Annotated in this window: 14 protein-coding genes and 1 other RNA gene; 8 read left to right on the forward strand and 7 right to left on the reverse strand. The window is 62.9% G+C overall.

Going from position 1 to position 17176, the window contains the following annotated elements:
• Nucleotides 1-115 precede the first annotated feature (115 nt).
• The gene (locus DY201_RS12045; protein ID WP_131922438.1) at nucleotides 116-985 is read left to right on the forward strand and encodes an NAD-dependent epimerase/dehydratase family protein; all 870 of its coding nucleotides are present in this window, start codon (nucleotides 116-118) and stop codon (nucleotides 983-985) included.
• A gap of 68 nt (nucleotides 986-1053) precedes the next feature.
• On the opposite strand, the gene DY201_RS12050 is transcribed toward DY201_RS12045, so the two are convergent.
• Nucleotides 1054-2277: a lytic murein transglycosylase gene (locus tag DY201_RS12050; RefSeq protein ID WP_115731406.1), complete on the reverse strand. Its 1224-nt coding sequence runs from the start codon at nucleotides 2275-2277 to the stop codon at nucleotides 1054-1056.
• Between the two features lie 167 nt (nucleotides 2278-2444).
• Entirely contained in the window at nucleotides 2445-3248 is an 804-nt protein-coding gene (locus DY201_RS12055) for a glycoside hydrolase family 25 protein (protein WP_115731407.1), read from the reverse strand.
• A 235-nt stretch (nucleotides 3249-3483) separates the two neighbouring features.
• Here DY201_RS12055 and DY201_RS12060 point away from each other — a divergent pair, with 235 nt between their 5' ends.
• Complete coding sequence (locus tag DY201_RS12060) at nucleotides 3484-4872, forward strand: serine hydrolase domain-containing protein (RefSeq protein WP_115731408.1); 1389 nt, start codon at nucleotides 3484-3486, stop codon at nucleotides 4870-4872.
• A gap of 84 nt (nucleotides 4873-4956) precedes the next feature.
• Here DY201_RS12060 and DY201_RS12065 read toward each other — a convergent pair whose 3' ends face one another.
• Together DY201_RS12065 and DY201_RS12070 are read right to left on the reverse strand one after the other, a co-directional pair.
• Nucleotides 4957-6351: an RtcB family protein gene (locus DY201_RS12065; RefSeq protein ID WP_172582927.1), complete on the reverse strand. Its 1395-nt coding sequence runs from the start codon at nucleotides 6349-6351 to the stop codon at nucleotides 4957-4959.
• Between the two features lie 944 nt (nucleotides 6352-7295).
• Nucleotides 7296-8855: a vWA domain-containing protein gene (locus DY201_RS12070; RefSeq protein WP_115733747.1), complete on the reverse strand. Its 1560-nt coding sequence runs from the start codon at nucleotides 8853-8855 to the stop codon at nucleotides 7296-7298.
• Between the two features lie 207 nt (nucleotides 8856-9062).
• Between DY201_RS12070 and rtcR the strand changes: the two genes are divergently transcribed.
• On the forward strand, nucleotides 9063-10670 hold the full coding sequence (gene rtcR / locus DY201_RS12075) for an RNA repair transcriptional activator RtcR (protein ID WP_115731410.1): 1608 nt from the start codon (nucleotides 9063-9065) through the stop codon (nucleotides 10668-10670).
• A 16-nt stretch (nucleotides 10671-10686) separates the two neighbouring features.
• Here the strand turns inward: rtcR and DY201_RS12080 are convergent, their stop codons facing one another.
• On the reverse strand, nucleotides 10687-11349 hold the full coding sequence (locus tag DY201_RS12080) for a class I SAM-dependent methyltransferase (RefSeq protein WP_115731411.1): 663 nt from the start codon (nucleotides 11347-11349) through the stop codon (nucleotides 10687-10689).
• Complete coding sequence (locus DY201_RS12085) at nucleotides 11346-12593, reverse strand: BtaA family protein (RefSeq protein WP_115731412.1); 1248 nt, start codon at nucleotides 12591-12593, stop codon at nucleotides 11346-11348. The genes DY201_RS12080 and DY201_RS12085 overlap by 4 nt, the downstream gene beginning before the upstream one ends.
• A 196-nt stretch (nucleotides 12594-12789) precedes the next feature.
• Between DY201_RS12085 and DY201_RS12090 the strand changes: the two genes are divergently transcribed.
• Nucleotides 12790-13080 carry a hypothetical protein gene (locus DY201_RS12090; RefSeq protein ID WP_115731413.1) on the forward strand — a complete coding sequence of 97 codons (291 nt, stop codon included), beginning with the start codon at nucleotides 12790-12792 and terminating at the stop codon, nucleotides 13078-13080.
• A gap of 58 nt (nucleotides 13081-13138) precedes the next feature.
• Here the strand turns inward: DY201_RS12090 and DY201_RS12095 are convergent, their stop codons facing one another.
• A complete protein-coding gene (locus DY201_RS12095) occupies nucleotides 13139-14041 on the reverse strand; it encodes a DMT family transporter (RefSeq protein WP_115733748.1) in 903 nt (300 codons plus the stop codon).
• A 151-nt stretch (nucleotides 14042-14192) separates the two neighbouring features.
• On the opposite strand from DY201_RS12095, the gene DY201_RS12100 reads away from it, so the two are divergent.
• From DY201_RS12100 to rnpB, 4 genes are all read left to right on the forward strand, one after another.
• The gene (locus tag DY201_RS12100; RefSeq protein ID WP_115731414.1) at nucleotides 14193-14912 is read left to right on the forward strand and encodes a J domain-containing protein; all 720 of its coding nucleotides are present in this window, start codon (nucleotides 14193-14195) and stop codon (nucleotides 14910-14912) included.
• Entirely contained in the window at nucleotides 14909-15673 is a 765-nt protein-coding gene (locus DY201_RS12105; protein WP_115731415.1) for a peptidoglycan recognition protein family protein, read from the forward strand. The genes DY201_RS12100 and DY201_RS12105 overlap by 4 nt, the downstream gene beginning before the upstream one ends.
• A 164-nt stretch (nucleotides 15674-15837) precedes the next feature.
• A complete protein-coding gene (locus DY201_RS12110; protein WP_245431976.1) occupies nucleotides 15838-16536 on the forward strand; it encodes a lytic transglycosylase domain-containing protein in 699 nt (232 codons plus the stop codon).
• A gap of 180 nt (nucleotides 16537-16716) precedes the next feature.
• An RNA gene (rnpB, locus tag DY201_RS12115) (RNase P RNA component class A) lies at nucleotides 16717-17113 on the forward strand.
• The last annotated feature ends 63 nt before the right edge of the window (nucleotides 17114-17176 follow it).

Consider the following 17176-nt stretch of genomic DNA (forward strand, 5'->3'; position numbering starts at 1 on the left):
GACGAGCGGATAGGACGTAGCCGGCAGAGGATAGCGGCGCGGCTTGAATTGCCGCGCAACTGCTCCGATCTACGCTACTCAAGATCTTCTCAACTTTCGCCAAGTGACCATTTTCATGCATGTTTTCCTTCTCGGCGGTACCGGCTTCATCGGTCGCCACATTCTGCAGTGCCTGGTCGAGGGCGGCCATGAGGTGGTTGGCCTTGCCCGTTCCGAGGCATCGGCCGAACGCTTGAGGACAGCAGGCGCTGCGCCTTTGCTCGGCGACTTGCGTGCGCCAGGCGAATGGGCGGCCAGGGTTCCGCCGGTGGACGCGGTGATCCACGCTGCCGCTGATTTCGGCGACGACATGGGCGAGGTCGAGACGGCGATGCTTGATGCACTGCTGCCGGTGCTCGGTGCGATGCCCAAGCGGCCGCGCTTCGTCTACACCGGCGGCTGCTGGCTGTTCGGGGCGACCGGCGAGCAAGTGGCCACGGAAGGAAGCACGTTTGATCCGCTGCCGGCCTTCGACTGGATGATCGACAATATGCGGCGCGTGCTGGAGGCGCCGGAAGTAGAAGGCGCCGTCATCCATCCTGCGATGGTCTATTCCGGCGAAGGCGGCGTGTTTTCGTCGTTCATCGACGCTCTGCGCGCAGGCCATGCGGTTGACGTCATAGGCTCGCCCGAGATCGTCTGGCCGCTGGTCCACGCCGATGATCTGGCGGACCTTTATCTCAGGACAATGGAATGGGCGCGGCCCGGCTCCGTGTACAACGGCTCGGCCATTTCAGGCATTGCCGTCGGCGCGATCGTCTCAGGCGTGGCGGATCATCTGGGCGTCGAGCGCCCCGAATTGCGTGTCGTCAGCGTCGATGAGGCTGCGGAGCGGCTCGGTGCGTGGGCGCGCGGCTATGCGATCAGCCAGCGGCTGAGTGGAGACAAGGCGCGTGCCGAACTCGGCTGGCAGCCGCGGCACGCGAGCGCCGCGGCGTTGTTTTGAACGATAGCGAGTGGCGAATAGTGCAGATGTAGCGGGAAAGGCAAAGCGCTTCCCCACTTCCTGTTCGCTCAGAGGTTGGCCAGCAGCTCGTCCGTCGGCCAGCCGTCGACAGGCAGCTTGAGGCGCATCTGTTCCTGGCGGATGGCCTCGCGGGTGTTGGTGCCGAGGATGCCGTCGATGCCACCGACGTCGTAGCCCTTGTCGTGAAGCTTCTGCTGCAACTGCTTCATCGCTTCGCCGGTCAAACCGGCGTCGGGGTTGCCTCGGTCGAAGGCCGGCTGGCCGGCGAGACGGGCGGCGAGGTGCGCTGCCGTCAGCGTATAGGTCGCCGACTGGTTCCATTCGAGATAGACGTCGTAATTGTCGTAGGTCAGGAAGGCCGGACCCTTGCGGCCCATGGGCAGGACGATACCGGCTTTCAGGCCGATATCCTTGAGCGGCGTGCCGTCGCGCATGGTGACGCCCATCGCAGCCCAGCGGGAGAGCGGCTGCTTGTTGGTGCGGCCGGTTTCTTCCCACGCCATTTCCTGAGGCACTCGGACCTCTTCGATCCACGGCTCGCCGCGCTTCCAGCCACGCGACTGGATTTTCTTGCCGGTGGTCAGGATGACGTCGGCAGGGGTGTTGCGCAGGTCGACGATGCCGTCGCCGTCGCCATCGACGCCGCGCGCCAGATAGTCGGAGGGCAGGATCTGGGTCTGGCCGATCTCGCCGGCCCAGGCACCCTGGACGTCGGCGGGCAGCACGTTGCGGTCGATCAGGGTCAGAAGCGGCAGCACCTGCGGGCGAAACAGGTCGGGGCGGCGGCAGTCATGCGCCAGCGTGACCAGTGCGTTGAGCGAGTTGAAGTTGCCCTGCACCGCACCGAAGTCGGTTTCCAGTGCCCAGAAGGCGGCGATGACCGGGCCCGGCACGCCGAATTCCTGCTCGGCCATGGTGAAGTACTGGCCGTATTTCTGCAGATTGGCGACACCGTGCTTCAGTCGATAGTCGCTGATCATGCGTTCCGAGAACTGCGTGAAGGTCTGGGCGAATACGCCCTGGGCGCGGTCGCGCTCAAGCACCTTGGGATCAAGGGCAGCGTTTGCCAGCGCCGACAGACCCTTCTCGCCGACTCCCGCGGCGCGGGCCTCGTTGGCGAGGTTCTGCTTCCAAGTAGCGAAGTCGTCGCCGCATTCGGATGTCGCCACGGGCGGCACGGCCGGAGTGACGGCGGCAGTATTCTGCGCGTTTGCCGGCATTGCGGCGGTGACGAAAAGGGCGGCGACCAGCGCCTTGCTCAGCAACTTCATGGGCAGCTCTCCTGCTTGACCGGTCAGGCCTTCGCGTAACGGCGAAAGCAGGCAGACGGCCAGCTCAATGTCTTGCCGTGCCTTCTACAGAACCCGGGCGAGGGCCGCACCCCCTCTTCTTGTCGCATCTGCCATGCGAAATGCGCAGCCCGGAGGTGCAGTCCGGACTATCTGGTGTTGGCGGCGAGCCACTTCTTCCAGTGGGCTTCGCTGCCGTTGAAGACGTTGATGTCGGCGTCGCCCCTGATACCAGGCACGACACCGGTGCCGGTGTACTGCCAGAAGGTGAAGGGGTGGCTGCCATAACGCGACGTCGGGTGGCCGGCGACAGAGCGCAGCCAGTAGGGGTAACCGCGGAACGTCGACAGGTTGTTGTCGTCGAAGAAATCGATCGAGGTGTAGATGATCGGCTTCTTGCCGTAGTGGCTCTCGACCATTTCGAGGAAGATCTTCATCTCGCTGCGCACGGTGGCGGCGGGCGGACGAAGCTTGCAGCTCGGTGATTGCGGGTTCCATTCCATGTCGAGGATCGGCGGCAGCGACGAGCGCTCATTCGGTACGTTCTGGATGTACCAGCGCGCCTGCTCGGCGGCAGGCCGGCAGAAATAGTAGAAATGGTAGGCGCCGCGCGGCACGCCGGCGGACTTGGTTTCGCGCCAGTGCTCGGCGAAATAGTCGTCGACGCGGTCGCCGCCCTCGGTCGCCTTGATGAAGGCGAAGGAAATGCCGCTGCCCTTGGCCTGCTGCCAGTCGATCGAGGTCTGGTACTTCGAAACGTCGGTGCCGTGCACGGCATAGGTCCAGGGCGCGCCGCTTTCCCACTGGTGCGGATCGCTGTCGCTGAAGCGCGGGTTCTTGACCGAAACGGAGGCCATGCTGCCGGCATTGCCGACAGGTCCAAGCGACATGGTGTCGGAGGTCGAGCAAGCGCCGAGGAAGGCGAGCAGCACAAGAGCCGAAGCGCGGCGCATTAATTCTCCTTGCGGCCGGCAGGAACCGGCCAGAGTATATCGTTTATGGGGCAGGCCCTGCGGCCCGGATACTATTCCGATGGATCAGCGGTTTCCCCGAGACACCGTACATCCCCCTCTGTGATCGCCGATCATGGTTGATAAACCGTTGATCGCGCTCGACAGCCTCAAAGATTTGGCGGAGGAATGACGGCAATTCCATGGCGGACGCATGACGTCGGGGGCGGGGAAAGCAATGCGCATCATCGGCAAGATCCTGAAATGGCTGGTCGCCCTCATTGTCTTGGCGGTCGTCGGCTTGTCGGCCTGGCTCTACTTTGCGCCGCCGGCGCTGATCCGCGTCGGCTCCGGTTATGCCGCCAAGATCGTCTGCTCCAATGTCTTCCTCGCCGGCCGCGACGCCAATCAGGTGCTGGCCGACGATGTCCAGGCGCCGGGCCATCCGCTGCTCAGGCTGATGTCGGTGCGCGTCGACCAGAGTGCCGGGACGGTGCGCGCCGGCCTGTTCGGCGTCTTCGGCAGAGGACTTGCCGTTGCCCATGACGGCGCCGGTTGCAGCAACGTTCCGGATGGAGATGTCGCTGCCGCCGCACTCGGCGCCGTTCCGGCGGCACCCGCAGCCAATGCCGAGGCGCTTTGGCCGGAGGGCGAGAAGGTCGATGCGTCGCAGAACCCGGCGATCACAGCCGTTCTCGACGATGCGGCGCTGGCCGGTCCCGGCATGCGCGCCATCGTCGTCGTGCAGAACGGCCGGATCGTCGGTGAACGCTATGGCGCCGGGTTTGCTGCTTCGACCCCGCTGCTCGGCTGGTCGATGACAAAGACGGTGACCGCCGCGATCATCGGCACGCTCGTCGGCGACGGCAAGATGTCGGTCGACAAGACGGGGCTGTTCGAGCCCTGGAAGGCCGACGGCCGCGCCGCGATCAGCCTGGCCGACCTGATGGCGATGTCGAGCGGGCTGGAATTCAACGAGGACTACGGCGACGTCACCGACGTCACCCGTATGCTCTATCTCGAACCCGACATGGCAAGCTTCGCTGCGGCCAAGCCGCTGGCGGCCGAGGTTGGCAAGACGTTCTCCTATTCCAGCGGCACGACGCTGCTTCTGTCGCGGCTTTGGCAGGACGCTGTCGGCGACCCGGCCAAGGCCTTGGCCTGGCCGCGCGAAAGACTGTTCGGGCCGCTTGGCATGACCAGTGCGGTGCTGGAGGCCGATGCGCGCGGCACCTTCGCCGGATCGTCCTATCTCTACGCCACGGCGCATGATTGGGCGCGTTTCGGCCAGTTCCTGCTGCAGGACGGTGTCTGGAACGGCGCCCGCATCCTGCCCGAAGGCTATGTCGCATGGATGCGCGAAAGCGCGCTGGCTGCCGTGCGTGGCGAGTACGGCCGTGGCCAGCTGTGGCTGCAGGGGCCGGAGGGCGGCACGCCGGAAGGCGAAAATCCCGACGTCGGCTTCGGCCTCCCCGACGACTGTTTCTGGATGCAGGGCCATGACGGCCAGACGGTGGCAATGGTGCCGTCGGCCAATCTGGTCGTTGTTCGGCTCGGCCTGACGCCGTCCAAACTGCGCTACAAGCCGCAGGCGATGCTGTCGGCTTTGGTCAACGCGGTGCGCTGAGGTTACGGCCAAAGTCGCAATCAGGTGATCGTCAAATGCGGATTGGCGAATTCCGCATTCGACGTCGTATCCAAGGCAGCTGGACTATTCCTGGCGCGCCTGACGCTTCTTGCGCCAGGGCGCGTCGGACTGCCAGTCGCCGGCCATGATGCAACCATACGGCAGCACCTCGTCGACGACTTCGGCCAGGCCGTAGCGCTCGATCTGGCGCCGTACGGCGGCGGCGTTCTTGTAGGCGCTTGGCAACTCCGAAATATCGGTTCTTCCGGAGAAGAAACGGGCGTCGATTCCCTTCGTCTCCGCAGCAAAGATTTCGGCGTCGCTTCGCCCGGCCTGCTGTCGCTTGTGCTGGGTGCGCGAGTAGTTGCGTCCCGCCCCGTGAGGCGAGAAGCCGAGCCCGTTCTCGGCGTTCTTGCCGCGCACGATCAGCACTGGCTCCGCCATGTTGAGCGGGATCAGCGTCAGGTCGGTGGCATCGCGCGCCCATCCGTCAAAGGCCGGTGTCGCGCCCTTGCCGTGGTAGAACAGGCCATCCGAGCGGCGGAAGACAAAGTTGTGTTCGTTCCAGAACCGGTCGGACACACTTGCCGACAATTTCTCGGCCGCCATGTCGTGGATGATCAAATGGTTGCCCTTGGTCCATTCGCGAATGGCCTGCAAAGCTTCCCAGTAGAGATCGCCTTCTGCTGTGTCGGCCGGAATCCAGGCGTTCTGCGGCAGGGTTTCCGGCGATTTTTCCTTGCGAACCGCTTCGGCGATCTTCATACCCTTGGTGTAGAGACGGGCGCCCGGCGAACGCGAACCGTGATGCGTCACCAGTGCGGTCTCGCCGGTCGACTTGATCGTGCCGACATAGGCGAAATGGTTGCCGTCACCCTGCGTCCCGAAATGTTCGATCGCCGCGCTCGTGGTGTCGCTCAACAGCCTGTTTGCTGCAAAGCGCTCAAGGAGCGCTGCATCTGGACGCAGTTGCTGGCCGCGCGGCCGTCCGCCCGGTCCGAAATGGGTGACCCCATGCACCGCGTCGAGCAATGCCGCTGGCGCCACGCCGGGAAACACCGAGATGGCCATGGAGCAGCAGATGTCGGCCGAGTGCATGCCGGGATGTATGGCTTCAGATACGGCAATGCCGCCGACCGGGATCGTACCAGACGGACCTGCCGGACAAGCATCGGGCATGATCGCGCCGGCGCGAACCACAGGGGTGCGCATCAGCGCCCGCATGCTGGCGGCGACAGCGTCGATGTTTGCTTGCTCATCCGGCGTTTCAGCCTCGATGTTGAGGTGGAACGGGATCGCGCCGGACGCGTGCAGCGGCACTGTCGGCGGCGGCGCGAAACCGAGCGCGGTCTCGAGGGCTTCGGCATGCGATCCCCCGTTATCCAGGAGTTCGTTGGCTGCGGCGAGCGCGGGCGCGAACCACTTTCCCTGGCGCATGCCCGCGTCGATCAAATCCTGTCCGCTCAATACTTCTTTCATGTCAGTTGCTTTCAAACTGGCCGCGACCGCGGCCGAATTGCATCAAGACGACACGCGGATGCTCAGGAAAGCAAGGCTTTGAAAATTCAGCCTTCCATCACCCGCTCGGCGGGCAACATCTACTTGTGGTCTCACTTTCATTCGCTCATTTGCCAACACAGCAGACGACAATCATTTGCCGGACTTCCGCCTGTCCGGGAAGGACAGACGGGGTGGGATCGAACCACCCAGCGCCAGATGTAGTCCGGCAGGCATTCGACTTGCTGTGTCTCGACCGGCGACAAGAGCGGCAGGACGAAACTGAGCTACTTTCGTTTCCCAGGGCGTCAACCTGCCTGGCGATCGAAGGGGTGGTTTGAACACCCGACCTCCCGACGTCTTTCGACGTGGGCGCTCTATCCCTGTAGTCCTGCCTGCATTCGCCAATTCGTTTCGGACGCGGCGACAAAGTGTGATGAAACCCCGGGGTCCCGCTCGTGCCAGAGAGCGCATGCAGTTGGTGAGGAGTCGAACCTCACGGATTTCCCGATCTGGTGCTGTAGTTCCATCCGGCATTCGCCGCGTCCGTGTTTTCAAGATGTGACGACAACGGATTTTGAAACCCTGCTTCTGCTCTACCGCTGAGCTACGGCCCCATGGTGTCGGGACCGGCGGGGATCGAACCCGCGACACGAAGCGTCTGATGTAGTTCCAAAGGCATTCGTCACAGTCTGTCTTCTTCCTTTCCCGTTGCCGTTCGCGACTCGATGCGCTGGGCATGACGACAAGAGTGATGAAACATTACCTTACGGTGACACCTGCTCTATCCACTGAGCTACGGGTCCATGTTGGAGGACCCGACGGGATTCGAACCCGCGACCCGGAGGTTGCTGACCTGTAGTTCCATCGGCATTCGTCATGCTCGTCCTGCTTGCTCCCGGCTGCTGTTGCCGCCGGGAGCCTGATCAAAGTTCGGTGGCGTCGATCGTCCGAACCCAGTGGTCCGGATCGCCATTCGATGCCAGCATGGTGCCGATCACCGCAAAGACCTGGTCGGAGAAGCCCCCGATGTTGAGCACGTCTGGTCCTCCCCAGGCCTGGGTCGTGGTGTTCGGCTGGATATCGATGCAGACCAGCTTGGCCTGCGGATTATCCTGCTTCAGCTTGCGCCAGTTCTGCATCGTTGCCGTGCCGTGACGCGTTCGTGACCGATTGTCCAGCCAGGACTCGTTGTCCGACACGAACACCACCAGATCGACCCTGGCACGCTGCTTCACCAGCCTGGCAAGCGGCGCCGAACAGTTTGTTGCGCCACCGCCGATTGCGGCGAGCTTCTGTGCGTTGGTCATCACCGTATCGCGAGCGTTGAGGTGGATGTCCACCACATCACCTTCGAAGGGCAGGACCCTGGCGTTCGGGTTGCGTCGCAGCAGTGAGGCGGCCACCAGGGCAGCCACATCGATGCAGCGTACCGCCGTCGTCGAACCTCTGCGGTATCCAGTCACGGGAGAACCCATCGAACCGGAGACGTCCGGGCAGATGACGACATTCCCCTCGAAGCTCGGAACATTGGCAATCGCCAGTTCCATCGCATCCTGCAACGCGTCCCTGATCACCGGCGGCACGCCTTCGACGAGATTGTTGAACGCCACCATCAACTGGTAGGGGAACACCCGCGACCGACGTACCTCACCCTCGTTGCTCAGGCGCCTGGCCAGCTTTTCCGCGAACCCTTCCACCTCGAACACGCCGTTGCGCGCAAAGGTGTTGAGGTTCTGCCGCAGCATCTGCCAGCCGGCCGTTTCGGCGATCTGTACCCAATGCTCCCTGGTCAGCCGCACGGACGTCAGCATCTGGAACGGCACAGCCGGCAGGGGGCGCGACGGATCACGCTTGAACGCCTCGAAAGCCTTCGCCACGTCTGGCAACGCGTCGACATCGTACGGCTTGCCGATGAGGTAGCCATAAAGAGCCTCACGCGAGGCCGAGACCGGCTTCGGGTGAACCATCTTGATGACGTCTGCCAATGAAGGGTCGTTGCCGACGGCCGCACGCATAATTTCGACGTCGCCGGCCTGCTCCAGCCATTTCTGCACCAGCCGCTTGGGACGCGTGCCCAAGGATTTGCGCCCCGTCGCTCCGGACCTCATGACCTGCACGAAGTTGCGCAGCATCTTGCCGTTCCTGACGACTCGACCGAAGGCACGCTCGAACTCGCTGCCCTGCATCTGTGACAGGACGGCGAGAAGAAGGACGGGCATGTCTTTCATGTAGCCGCGTTCGAAAGCATGTACGGCGGTCTTGGCCAGAAAGTCCGGCTCGACCTGCCAGGCAAGCTTGAGAACCTCATCCAGCTGCTCCCGCGCATCGGCATAGAAGGTCGCGTTGAACGTTCCCGTCGATGCCAGCTGTGCCAGCGCCTGGTGCGGGGTCAGACCATAGGCCTGGGCACCCTCATGATTCCTGGCGTCGGCGCGCGGGAGCAGCTTTCCCGCAATCGTCGCAAACACGGATTTGTTTGCCATCTCTTTCATCCTTCTGTTCACGCAAACTACATTTCAAGTCGCGTGCCAGTTTGCAAAAGAGGGGCGGGATTAGCTGAAGATTTTCTCTAACTAATTGAAAATAAACAAAACAAACTTCTGGCGCGGCGAATGCCAGGAGAATTGGTTGTTGCAGGCAGTGACATGATGATATGCATTTGGATAAGAGATTAGACAAATGGATAAGAGATGCGCCGTCGTGTAGCGATCGGAATCCTCGGAACTACGCTTGATGTCGGCGGCCGCGAGGATCGCTGGCAGCGGTGGCGCCCCACCGTGGCGCTGTGCCAGCAGCAGGGGCTGTTCATCGATCGGCTGGAACTGGTCCACGATGCCCATTCGGCAGGGCTGGCCAAGCAGGTGATTGCCGATATCGGACAGGTGTCGCCAGCAACGGGAGTCCGGCAGCACGTGATTGCGATGAAGGACCCCTGGGATTTCAGCGAGGTCTATACCGGCCTGCGTGAATTCGCCCATGCCTATCCGTTCGATCCGGAGCGAGAGGACTATCTCGTCAACATCACCACCGGCACGCATGTGGCGCAGATATGCTGGTTCCTCTTGACCGAGGCGCGGTTTATTCCGGGGCGGCTGCTGCAATTGTCGCCGCCGAGGCGGGGAGAGCCGAAGGCGGATCTCTCCGGCAACCATTCGATCATCGATCTCGACCTGTCGCGCTACGATGCGATCGCGACGCGTTTCCAAGCGGAACGAAACGAGGCGACGTCCTTTCTGAAATCCGGCATCGCCACCCGCAATGCCGCCTTCAACCAGATGATCGAACGGATCGAGAAGGTGACGATCCGTTCGCGCGCGCCGGTTTTGCTGACAGGGCCGACCGGAGCGGGCAAGTCGCAGCTGGCAAGGCGGATCTACGAGCTGAAGCAGGCGCAACGGCAAGTTTCCGGTGCCTTCATCGAGGTCAATTGCGCCACGCTGCGCGGCGATCAGGCTATGTCCACTCTTTTCGGCCATGTCAAAGGCGCGTTTACGGGCGCGCACAACGAGCGGGCCGGGCTGATGAAGTCCGCCGACAAGGGCGTCCTGTTTCTCGACGAGATCGGCGAACTTGGGCTGGATGAGCAGGCGATGTGCCTGCGTGCCATCGAGGAAAAGCGCTTCCTGGCGGTCGGTGCCGACAGGGACACCACATCCGATTTCCAGTTGCTGGCCGGAACCAACCGGGATCTTTCGATTGGCGTCCGCGAAGGGCGCTTTCGCGAGGATCTCTTCGCCCGTCTCAATCTCTGGACGTTCCAGTTGCCTGGGCTTGCCGATCGCAAGGAGGACATCGAACCCAATCTGGACTTCGAACTGCGGCGGTTCGGCCAGCGCGAGGGGCAGAACGTGACTTTCAACAAGGAGGCCCGCGCGCTGTATCTGGCCTTCGCCATGGCGCCAGAAGCTTCTTGGAGGGCGAATTTCCGTGACCTGTCGGCTTCCGTCACCCGGATGGCCACGCTGGCGCCGCAGGGTCGGATCAATGAAGAGACCGTCCGCGACGAGATCGCCGGCCTCAGCGGCTTGTGGCGTGCCGGTTCCGGCATCGATGCATCAGACGATATGCTGCGGGAGGTGCTTGGTGCGGATGATGCGGACGGTCTCGACCTGTTCGATCGCGCACAGCTGGCGGCGGTCCTGAAGGTCTGTCGTGAAAGCAGTTCACTCAGCGCCGCTGGCCGCGCATTGTTCGCACAGTCACGCAAGCTGAAGACCAGTGGCAACGATGCCGACAGGCTACGCAAGTATCTCCTGCGGTTCGGCTTGAGCTTCGAAGCAGTCGCGCCAAAACGCTGATCAGCGGCGACGCAAGCTATGCCTTGGTGCCGCCGACGACGATGAGCCAGGCATAACCACGGTAGAGCGAGATGAAGCGGCAGCTCTTGCCGGCGGCGCGGGCCTGGGCGGCGATTTCGGCTGCCATGGTCTCGCGCGGCGTGACGTGGAAACGCGCCAGCCAGCCACGCAGCAGGTTGCCGAACCAGCCGGGCAAGCCTTCCTGCTGGCCGAAATCGACGATGTGGACCGATCCAGCTGAAGCCGACAGCGCCGCCGACACCGATCGCTCCCAGCCTGGGATCATTGACAAGGCATAAGAGACGAACACCCGGTCGAAGCCGGCACGGCCGAACAGGGCTGCGGCGTCGAACGAGGTCGCGTCGGCCTGCGCCAGAGATATGCGATCCGACAGGCCTGCCCGGGTGATCGATGCCCTCGCCGTCGCCAGCATCTCGGCTGATATGTCGAGGCCATAGAAATGGGCGTCGGGAAAACGCCTTGCAGCGAGGATCAGGTTGCGCCCGGTGCCGCAGCCGAGTTCGAGCGCTGTGCCGCCCTTGGGCGGAGCGAGCTCGGAGATCATGCGGTCGCGGCCGGGCAGGTAATATTTGCGCGTCAGGTCGTAGATGTGGCGCTGATGCCGGTAGACGCTGTCCATCAGCCCGGAATGGCCGGCCGAAAGCTCGGGCGCGCTCATCGGGATTTCTTCACATAAAGGTGGAAGCCGCCATAGATCGCCGAGCGGTCGCGGGCGGTGTAGTCGCGCGATGCCAGCTCCTCGTAACTCCACTGGTCGAGCAATGCCGGCGACAGTCGACCGGGCAGCAGGCTGGGTTCGGCCGCAGTGCGGAATATGACCCGGGCGCCGGATGCGGCGGTCCGTGTGATCTCGGTCCACAGCGCGTTGAGCTGGTCGTCGCTCATCCAGTCCTGGGCATCGAGCAGGATGTAGCGGTCGACCGAGCCGGCATCCTTGCCGGCCAGCAGCTCGGTAAAGTTGGCATGGTGGACGGCGACGCGATCGATGTTGGCCCGGATCGTGGCGTAATTGTCCTGCTCGAGATAGGCGGGCAGGGCGGCTTCGCCCGGTTTCGGGTAGCGGCGGGCGAAGGCCTGCCAGGCGAAATAGTTGTTTTCGAGCGGGAAGTCGCAGGCAAGTTTCTCGAGCCTGGCCTTGAGCACGCCGGCCATCGAGCCGTCGCCGGAAGTCAGCAGCGAGTCGTATTGCGCCGGCGGAATGCCGAGACCAAACAGCGAGGATTTGCGCGCGGTGATGAAGCGCAGCATGCGGCGTTCGAACACCGGCGCGATCTTTTCGTCGAAGAAGCGGCGCTGCTCCTGCTGGCTGCCGGTCGCCATGATGGCGGCGGGGTCGACGCCGTAAAGCTTGGCGACGCGGTGGCCGGCGGCGATGAACAGGCCGAGCAGGCCGGTCTTGTAGAAATTGCCGTCGAAGGTGGCGATGCGGCGCTTGCCGCGCCAGCTGCGGCGTTCCCAATAGGCGCGGCTCGAGGCATCGAGATGCGGCGCGATGAAGCGATCATAGGCATGCGAGTTGTGCTTGACATCGGCTTCACCGAAGAAGCGGAAGAGATCGCTCTGCGTCGGCAGGTGGCGTACGGCAGCCAATTTCATCCGGTTCAGTGCGATATGGGCGCCGTTGAGATCGACGGCGTCGATCCTGGCTGGCGACCGGGTGAGATAGGCAAGGATATTGCAGCCGCCTGAGGCGATGGTGACGACCTTGTGGCCCTCGCCAAGCTGCATCGCTTCCATGTCGACGTCGGGGTCTTCCCAGATCTGTGGATAGACGAGGCCCGAAAACAGCAGCGCAAAGAGCCGCTCGGACAGCCCTTCCTTTGAGAGGGCGCGGTTCTGGTAGACCGCCTTTCCAACTTTCTTGCCGCGACGAAAGACAAGTTCTCCGGAAACGTCAGTCATGGAAATGCGATTCCCCGCTTCGTTGTTGGGCGCAGCGGGTAACGTACCGGCGTGACACCGCGGTGACGGGGCGATGACGGCGGCACGACAGGTGCTTGTGTGACAGACCGACTCCGAACGTTACGAAACCGTGCGGGGACCTGCGCATTTTATCTCCGACGCCCGCTCGGCGGGCCGTTCTCGAAAGGAGATCATTATGAAGAAGCTCATTCTCGCGTCGGTTTCCGCCATTGCGCTGTTTGGCGTTGCCGCCTGTAGCGACAGCAACACCGACAGCACGACTACCGAAAGCGTGAAGCCACCTGTGACCGAGCAGCCGGCACCTGTGACGCCGACACCCGCGACGCCCGAGGCATCGCCGCCGGCGACAGATGACACCACGACCAAGAGCATCACGCCGACGCCGGACAGCGGCACGAGTGGCGAGATGCAGAACACCGAACCGATGCAGCCCAAGCCTGTCGAGCCGGCTGCGCCCGCCCAGTAAAGTTGCGGGAGGAGGCAAGCCCGGAGCAGTCGCTCCGGGCTTTTCTTTTGTGTCGAGCTTAGCGCGTCACCCGGGCGCGGCGGCCAAGCGCCACGATCGCGATGACGGCGAGAGCGAATATGAGCGTTCTCGCGCCGACATGTTCGCCAAGCAGGAAGGCGGAGATGGCGAGGGTGACGAAGGACTGCAACAACTGAACCTGGCTGACGCGGGCAATGCCGCCCATGCCGAGACCGACGTTCCAGGCGAAGAAGCCGAGGAACATCGAGCCGAAACACAGGTAGAAAAAGGCAAATGTCTGCGCTGACGAGGCGGCGGCGAACTCGGGATGCCAGCTCAACAATGCTCCGGGAATCGAGATCGGCGCGGTCAGGATCAGCGACCAGCAGATGACCTCCCAACCCGGCATGCGGCGAGACAGCTTGCCGGACACGACGTAGCCAAGGCTCGCCGAGAGCGCCGCGAGGAACAGGAACAGATCACCTGATGAAAGTTGCATGCCGCTGTCGCTGATGGCGAAGGTGACGACGAGCACGGCACCCGCGACGCCGCAAATCCAGAAGAAGGCCGATGGCCGCTCGCCGCCGATGACGGCGGCAAAGATGCTGGTGGTCAGCGGCAGCACGCCGAGCACCACGCCGCCATGCGAGGCCGGCACCGTCTGCATGGCGATGGAGGAGAAGATCGGGAAGCCGAAGACCAGGAGCAGGCCGGCGAGGAACAATGCCGGCGCATCGTCCTTCGGAAACCGCTTGCGCAGGACCAGCAGCAGCAAGGCCGCGGCCAGCGAGGCCATGGCGGCACGGCCATGGGTGACGAACCATGGCGAAAAGGTTGCCAGCGCAACGCGCGTCGCCGGCAAGGTGCCGCCGAAGATGACGACGCCGAGCGTGCCCAGGGCAAGCCCGATCGTTTCGCGGGAAGCTGTGTGTGCCGGTTGGGTGGTGTTGCGCGCGTCCATGGCGCAGATCGATACCGACACTTGGCTTTTGCGTCGTGAAAATTCCATTGGTCCAGAATCTTGGTCCAGATGCCGGATTGTTGCCGACAAAGTTATGCCGCGCGCGCAATGGCATCTCGCATTTGCGAATGTTTCATCCTAAGAAGCGGCCATGTCGATTTGGGACCGTCTCGGCGACTTCATCGCACGTATCTCTGCGTCGGCGGCAAATGGCGTCGCGGACGTCGTGGAAGCCGTGCGCACCGTCTTTTCCGGAGATGCGGAAACCCGCCGTCGGGTGGCGTTTTCGGTGGCGATGATTGCGCTGTCGGCCAAGATGGCCAAGGCCGACGGTGTCGTCTCCCAGGCCGAGGTTCGCGCCTTCTACGAGATATTCGCCGTGCCGCCAGAGCACGCGCGCGATGTGGCGCGACTCTACGACATCGCCCAGCAGGACGTCGCCGGCTTCGAGTTCTATGCCGAGCGCATGGCCAAGCTGTGCGGTTCGGGGCACAGCAATTGCGGCATGCTGGAAGACATTCTCGACGGCCTGTTCCACATCGCCAAGGCCGACGGGATGATGCATCAGTGCGAAGGCAGCTTCCTGCACCGAGTCTCCGAGATCTTTCGCATCGACGAGGTGCACTATCAGACCATCGTGGCGCGGCACCTCGATCTCGGCGATACCGATCCCTATCGTGTGCTCGGCATCGAGCGCGGCAAGCCGTTCGAAGATGTGCGCAAACACTACCGCAAGCTTGTGGCCAGCAACCATCCCGATAAGCTGATTGCGCGCGGCCTGCCGGAAGAGTTCATCAGGATCGCCACCACGCGCATCGCCGCGATCAATGCGGCCTACGAGATGATCGAAAGGGGACTCCGGCACGCATGAGCGGTTTTCAACCCGACCAACCGCATGCCGAGGTACGGCTTTCGCCCAATTTCGGGCAGCGGCGCGACGGAATGAAACCCGACATGATCGTGTTGCACTACACCGGCATGGAAACCGGTGACGGCGCCGAGTCCTGGCTGTGCAATCCGGCAAGCGAAGTGTCGTCGCACTATCTGGTGCACGAGGACGGGCGCATCGTTCAGATGGTGCGCGAGAGCGACCGGGCCTGGCATGCCGGCAAGAGCTCCTGGCTCGGCGAGACCGACATCAATTCCTGCTCGGTCGGAATCGAGATCGTCAATCCGGGCCATGCGCTTGGCTACAGCTCGTTTCCCAAGCGCCAGATGCGCGCGGTAATCGAGCTCTGCCTCGGCATTGTTTACCGCCACAATGTGGCGCCGGAGCGCGTTTTGGCGCATTCCGATGTCGCCCTGGGACGCAAGGTCGACCCCGGCGAGAAGTTTTCATGGCGGATGCTGGCACAGGCTGGCATAGGTCATTGGGTCGCACCTTCGCCGCGCAACGGGCATGCGCTGCTGCAACCGGGCGACGCCGGCGCTGCGGTCGAAGAGCTGCAATCGATGCTTGCGCTCTACGGCTACGGTGTCGAGATCACCGGGCGCTTCGACGCCCAGACAGCGGTAACTGTTCAAGCATTTCAACGACATTTCCGCACCAGATGCGTCGATGGCATCGTCGATTCATCGACGCTTTCGACGCTGCGGCGGCTGCTTGCCGCGCTTCCGGACGGGCTTGACTAGCCCAGGGTTGGTGATTCGCCAGATTACAACCTGTCACCTATTGTGACTTGTCCGGCCATTTTTCGCGCCAGTTCCCCCGTCACATGCATTCCCGTGCAAGGCGCCGGCTAAGTCTGCATGCCCCGTAAGAGGGCCCTCCGGCGTTTAGGAAGGGATGCTGCGCGATGGCTTACGGCTGTCGTTCGGCCTGTTTCGAGAACAAGGACAACATGAAGAATTTGACCGTTTTAACGGTGGCATTTGCCGCCGGCCTGACCTCTTTTGCCGCTCACGCCCAGGACGGCGCCGTCAGAGCCTCGAAGGCGATCATCGAAACCAGCAAGAAAGCCAGCGCGGCCAAGGCGAACAAGATCGACGACTGCCCCTATCTTTTCGGCTGCAGCGCCAAGAAGGAAGCTGCGATCGACAACTTCAAGACTGCTTCGATCGGTGCCAAGGGTGCCAAGACCGTGAAGGAACAGGCAGGCAAGACGGCGAAGGCGGCCAAGGCCAATGCGCCCTACGGTGAAATTGTCGCCCGCTATGCCTCGACTTATGGCGTTCCGGTGTCGCTTGCCCATGCCGTGATCAGCGTCGAGAGCAATTATCGCCCGAACGCCCGTGGCAGCGCCGGGGAAATCGGCCTGATGCAGATCAAGCCGGCTACGGCACGCATGATGGGCTACTCGGGTTCGGCCAAGGGCCTGTTCAATCCGGAAACCAACATCAAATTCGGTCTCAAGTACCTCGCCAAGGCGCATGAGCTTTCGGGCGGCACCACCTGCGGCACGATCCTCAGGTACAATGCCGGTCACGGCGCCAAGCGCATGAACCCGATTTCCGCCGCCTATTGCAAGAAAGTCCAGGCCCGCATCGGCGGCTAACCGCTCAACGAAGGAATGGTTCCCGGTGGATCGGCACGGAAATCGCAAGCGATTTTCGTAAAGCACGAGGCGCAGTTTCAGCAATCGGAGCGTTCTTTGTGCGTTCATTCGGATTCACGGCGCTCTGGAGGCGAATGTTTTCATTTGCCTTTTGCCGTGTGAACCATTCTATACGCCTTGCCAGCTGGCCGGGCGGCCGCACCCGCAATTGTCGAAAGGCAGCGGGTGAGGAAAGTCCGGGCTCCATGGATACACGGTGCCGGTTAATGGCCGGCGGGGGCGACCCCAGGGAAAGTGCCACAGAAAGCAAACCGCCGCGGTTTCCGCGGTAAGGGTGAAAGGGTGGGGTAAGAGCCCACCGCGCGACTGGCAACAGAAGCGGCACGGTAAACCCCACCGGGAGCAAAACCGAATAGGGGTGGTGCGAGGGGAAACCCTCAGGGCTGTTTCCGGCTCACCGCCCGGGTAGGTTGCGTGAGGCGCATGGCAACATGCGTCCAAGAAGAATGGTCGCCACGTTCCCGTGCCGCAAGGCGCGGGGGCCATACAGAACCCGGCTTACAGGCCAGCTGGCGCTTGCCTCTTTGCTGACAGATCAAGGCGTTCGGACGCGTTGCGCGCATTTCGATCCAGAAATGCG

Source organism: Aminobacter aminovorans, from assembly GCF_900445235.1.
GTDB lineage: Bacteria > Pseudomonadota > Alphaproteobacteria > Rhizobiales > Rhizobiaceae > Aminobacter > Aminobacter aminovorans.

Bases quoted from the DNA above. Each gene is read 5' to 3' on its own strand.
- DY201_RS12045 (WP_131922438.1), top strand. From the start codon at position 116: ATGCATGTTTTCCTTCTCGGCGGTACCGGCTTCATCGGTCGCCACATT.
- DY201_RS12050 (WP_115731406.1), bottom strand. From the start codon at position 2,277: ATGAAGTTGCTGAGCAAGGCGCTGGTCGCCGCCCTTTTCGTCACCGCC.
- DY201_RS12055 (WP_115731407.1), bottom strand. From the start codon at position 3,248: ATGCGCCGCGCTTCGGCTCTTGTGCTGCTCGCCTTCCTCGGCGCTTGC.
- DY201_RS12060 (WP_115731408.1), top strand. From the start codon at position 3,484: ATGCGCATCATCGGCAAGATCCTGAAATGGCTGGTCGCCCTCATTGTC.
- DY201_RS12065 (WP_172582927.1), bottom strand. From the start codon at position 6,351: ATGAAAGAAGTATTGAGCGGACAGGATTTGATCGACGCGGGCATGCGC.
- DY201_RS12070 (WP_115733747.1), bottom strand. From the start codon at position 8,855: ATGGCAAACAAATCCGTGTTTGCGACGATTGCGGGAAAGCTGCTCCCG.
- rtcR (WP_115731410.1), top strand. From the start codon at position 9,063: ATGCGCCGTCGTGTAGCGATCGGAATCCTCGGAACTACGCTTGATGTC.
- DY201_RS12080 (WP_115731411.1), bottom strand. From the start codon at position 11,349: ATGAGCGCGCCCGAGCTTTCGGCCGGCCATTCCGGGCTGATGGACAGC.
- DY201_RS12085 (WP_115731412.1), bottom strand. From the start codon at position 12,593: ATGACTGACGTTTCCGGAGAACTTGTCTTTCGTCGCGGCAAGAAAGTT.
- DY201_RS12090 (WP_115731413.1), top strand. From the start codon at position 12,790: ATGAAGAAGCTCATTCTCGCGTCGGTTTCCGCCATTGCGCTGTTTGGC.
- DY201_RS12095 (WP_115733748.1), bottom strand. From the start codon at position 14,041: ATGGACGCGCGCAACACCACCCAACCGGCACACACAGCTTCCCGCGAA.
- DY201_RS12100 (WP_115731414.1), top strand. From the start codon at position 14,193: ATGTCGATTTGGGACCGTCTCGGCGACTTCATCGCACGTATCTCTGCG.
- DY201_RS12105 (WP_115731415.1), top strand. From the start codon at position 14,909: ATGAGCGGTTTTCAACCCGACCAACCGCATGCCGAGGTACGGCTTTCG.
- DY201_RS12110 (WP_245431976.1), top strand. From the start codon at position 15,838: ATGGCTTACGGCTGTCGTTCGGCCTGTTTCGAGAACAAGGACAACATG.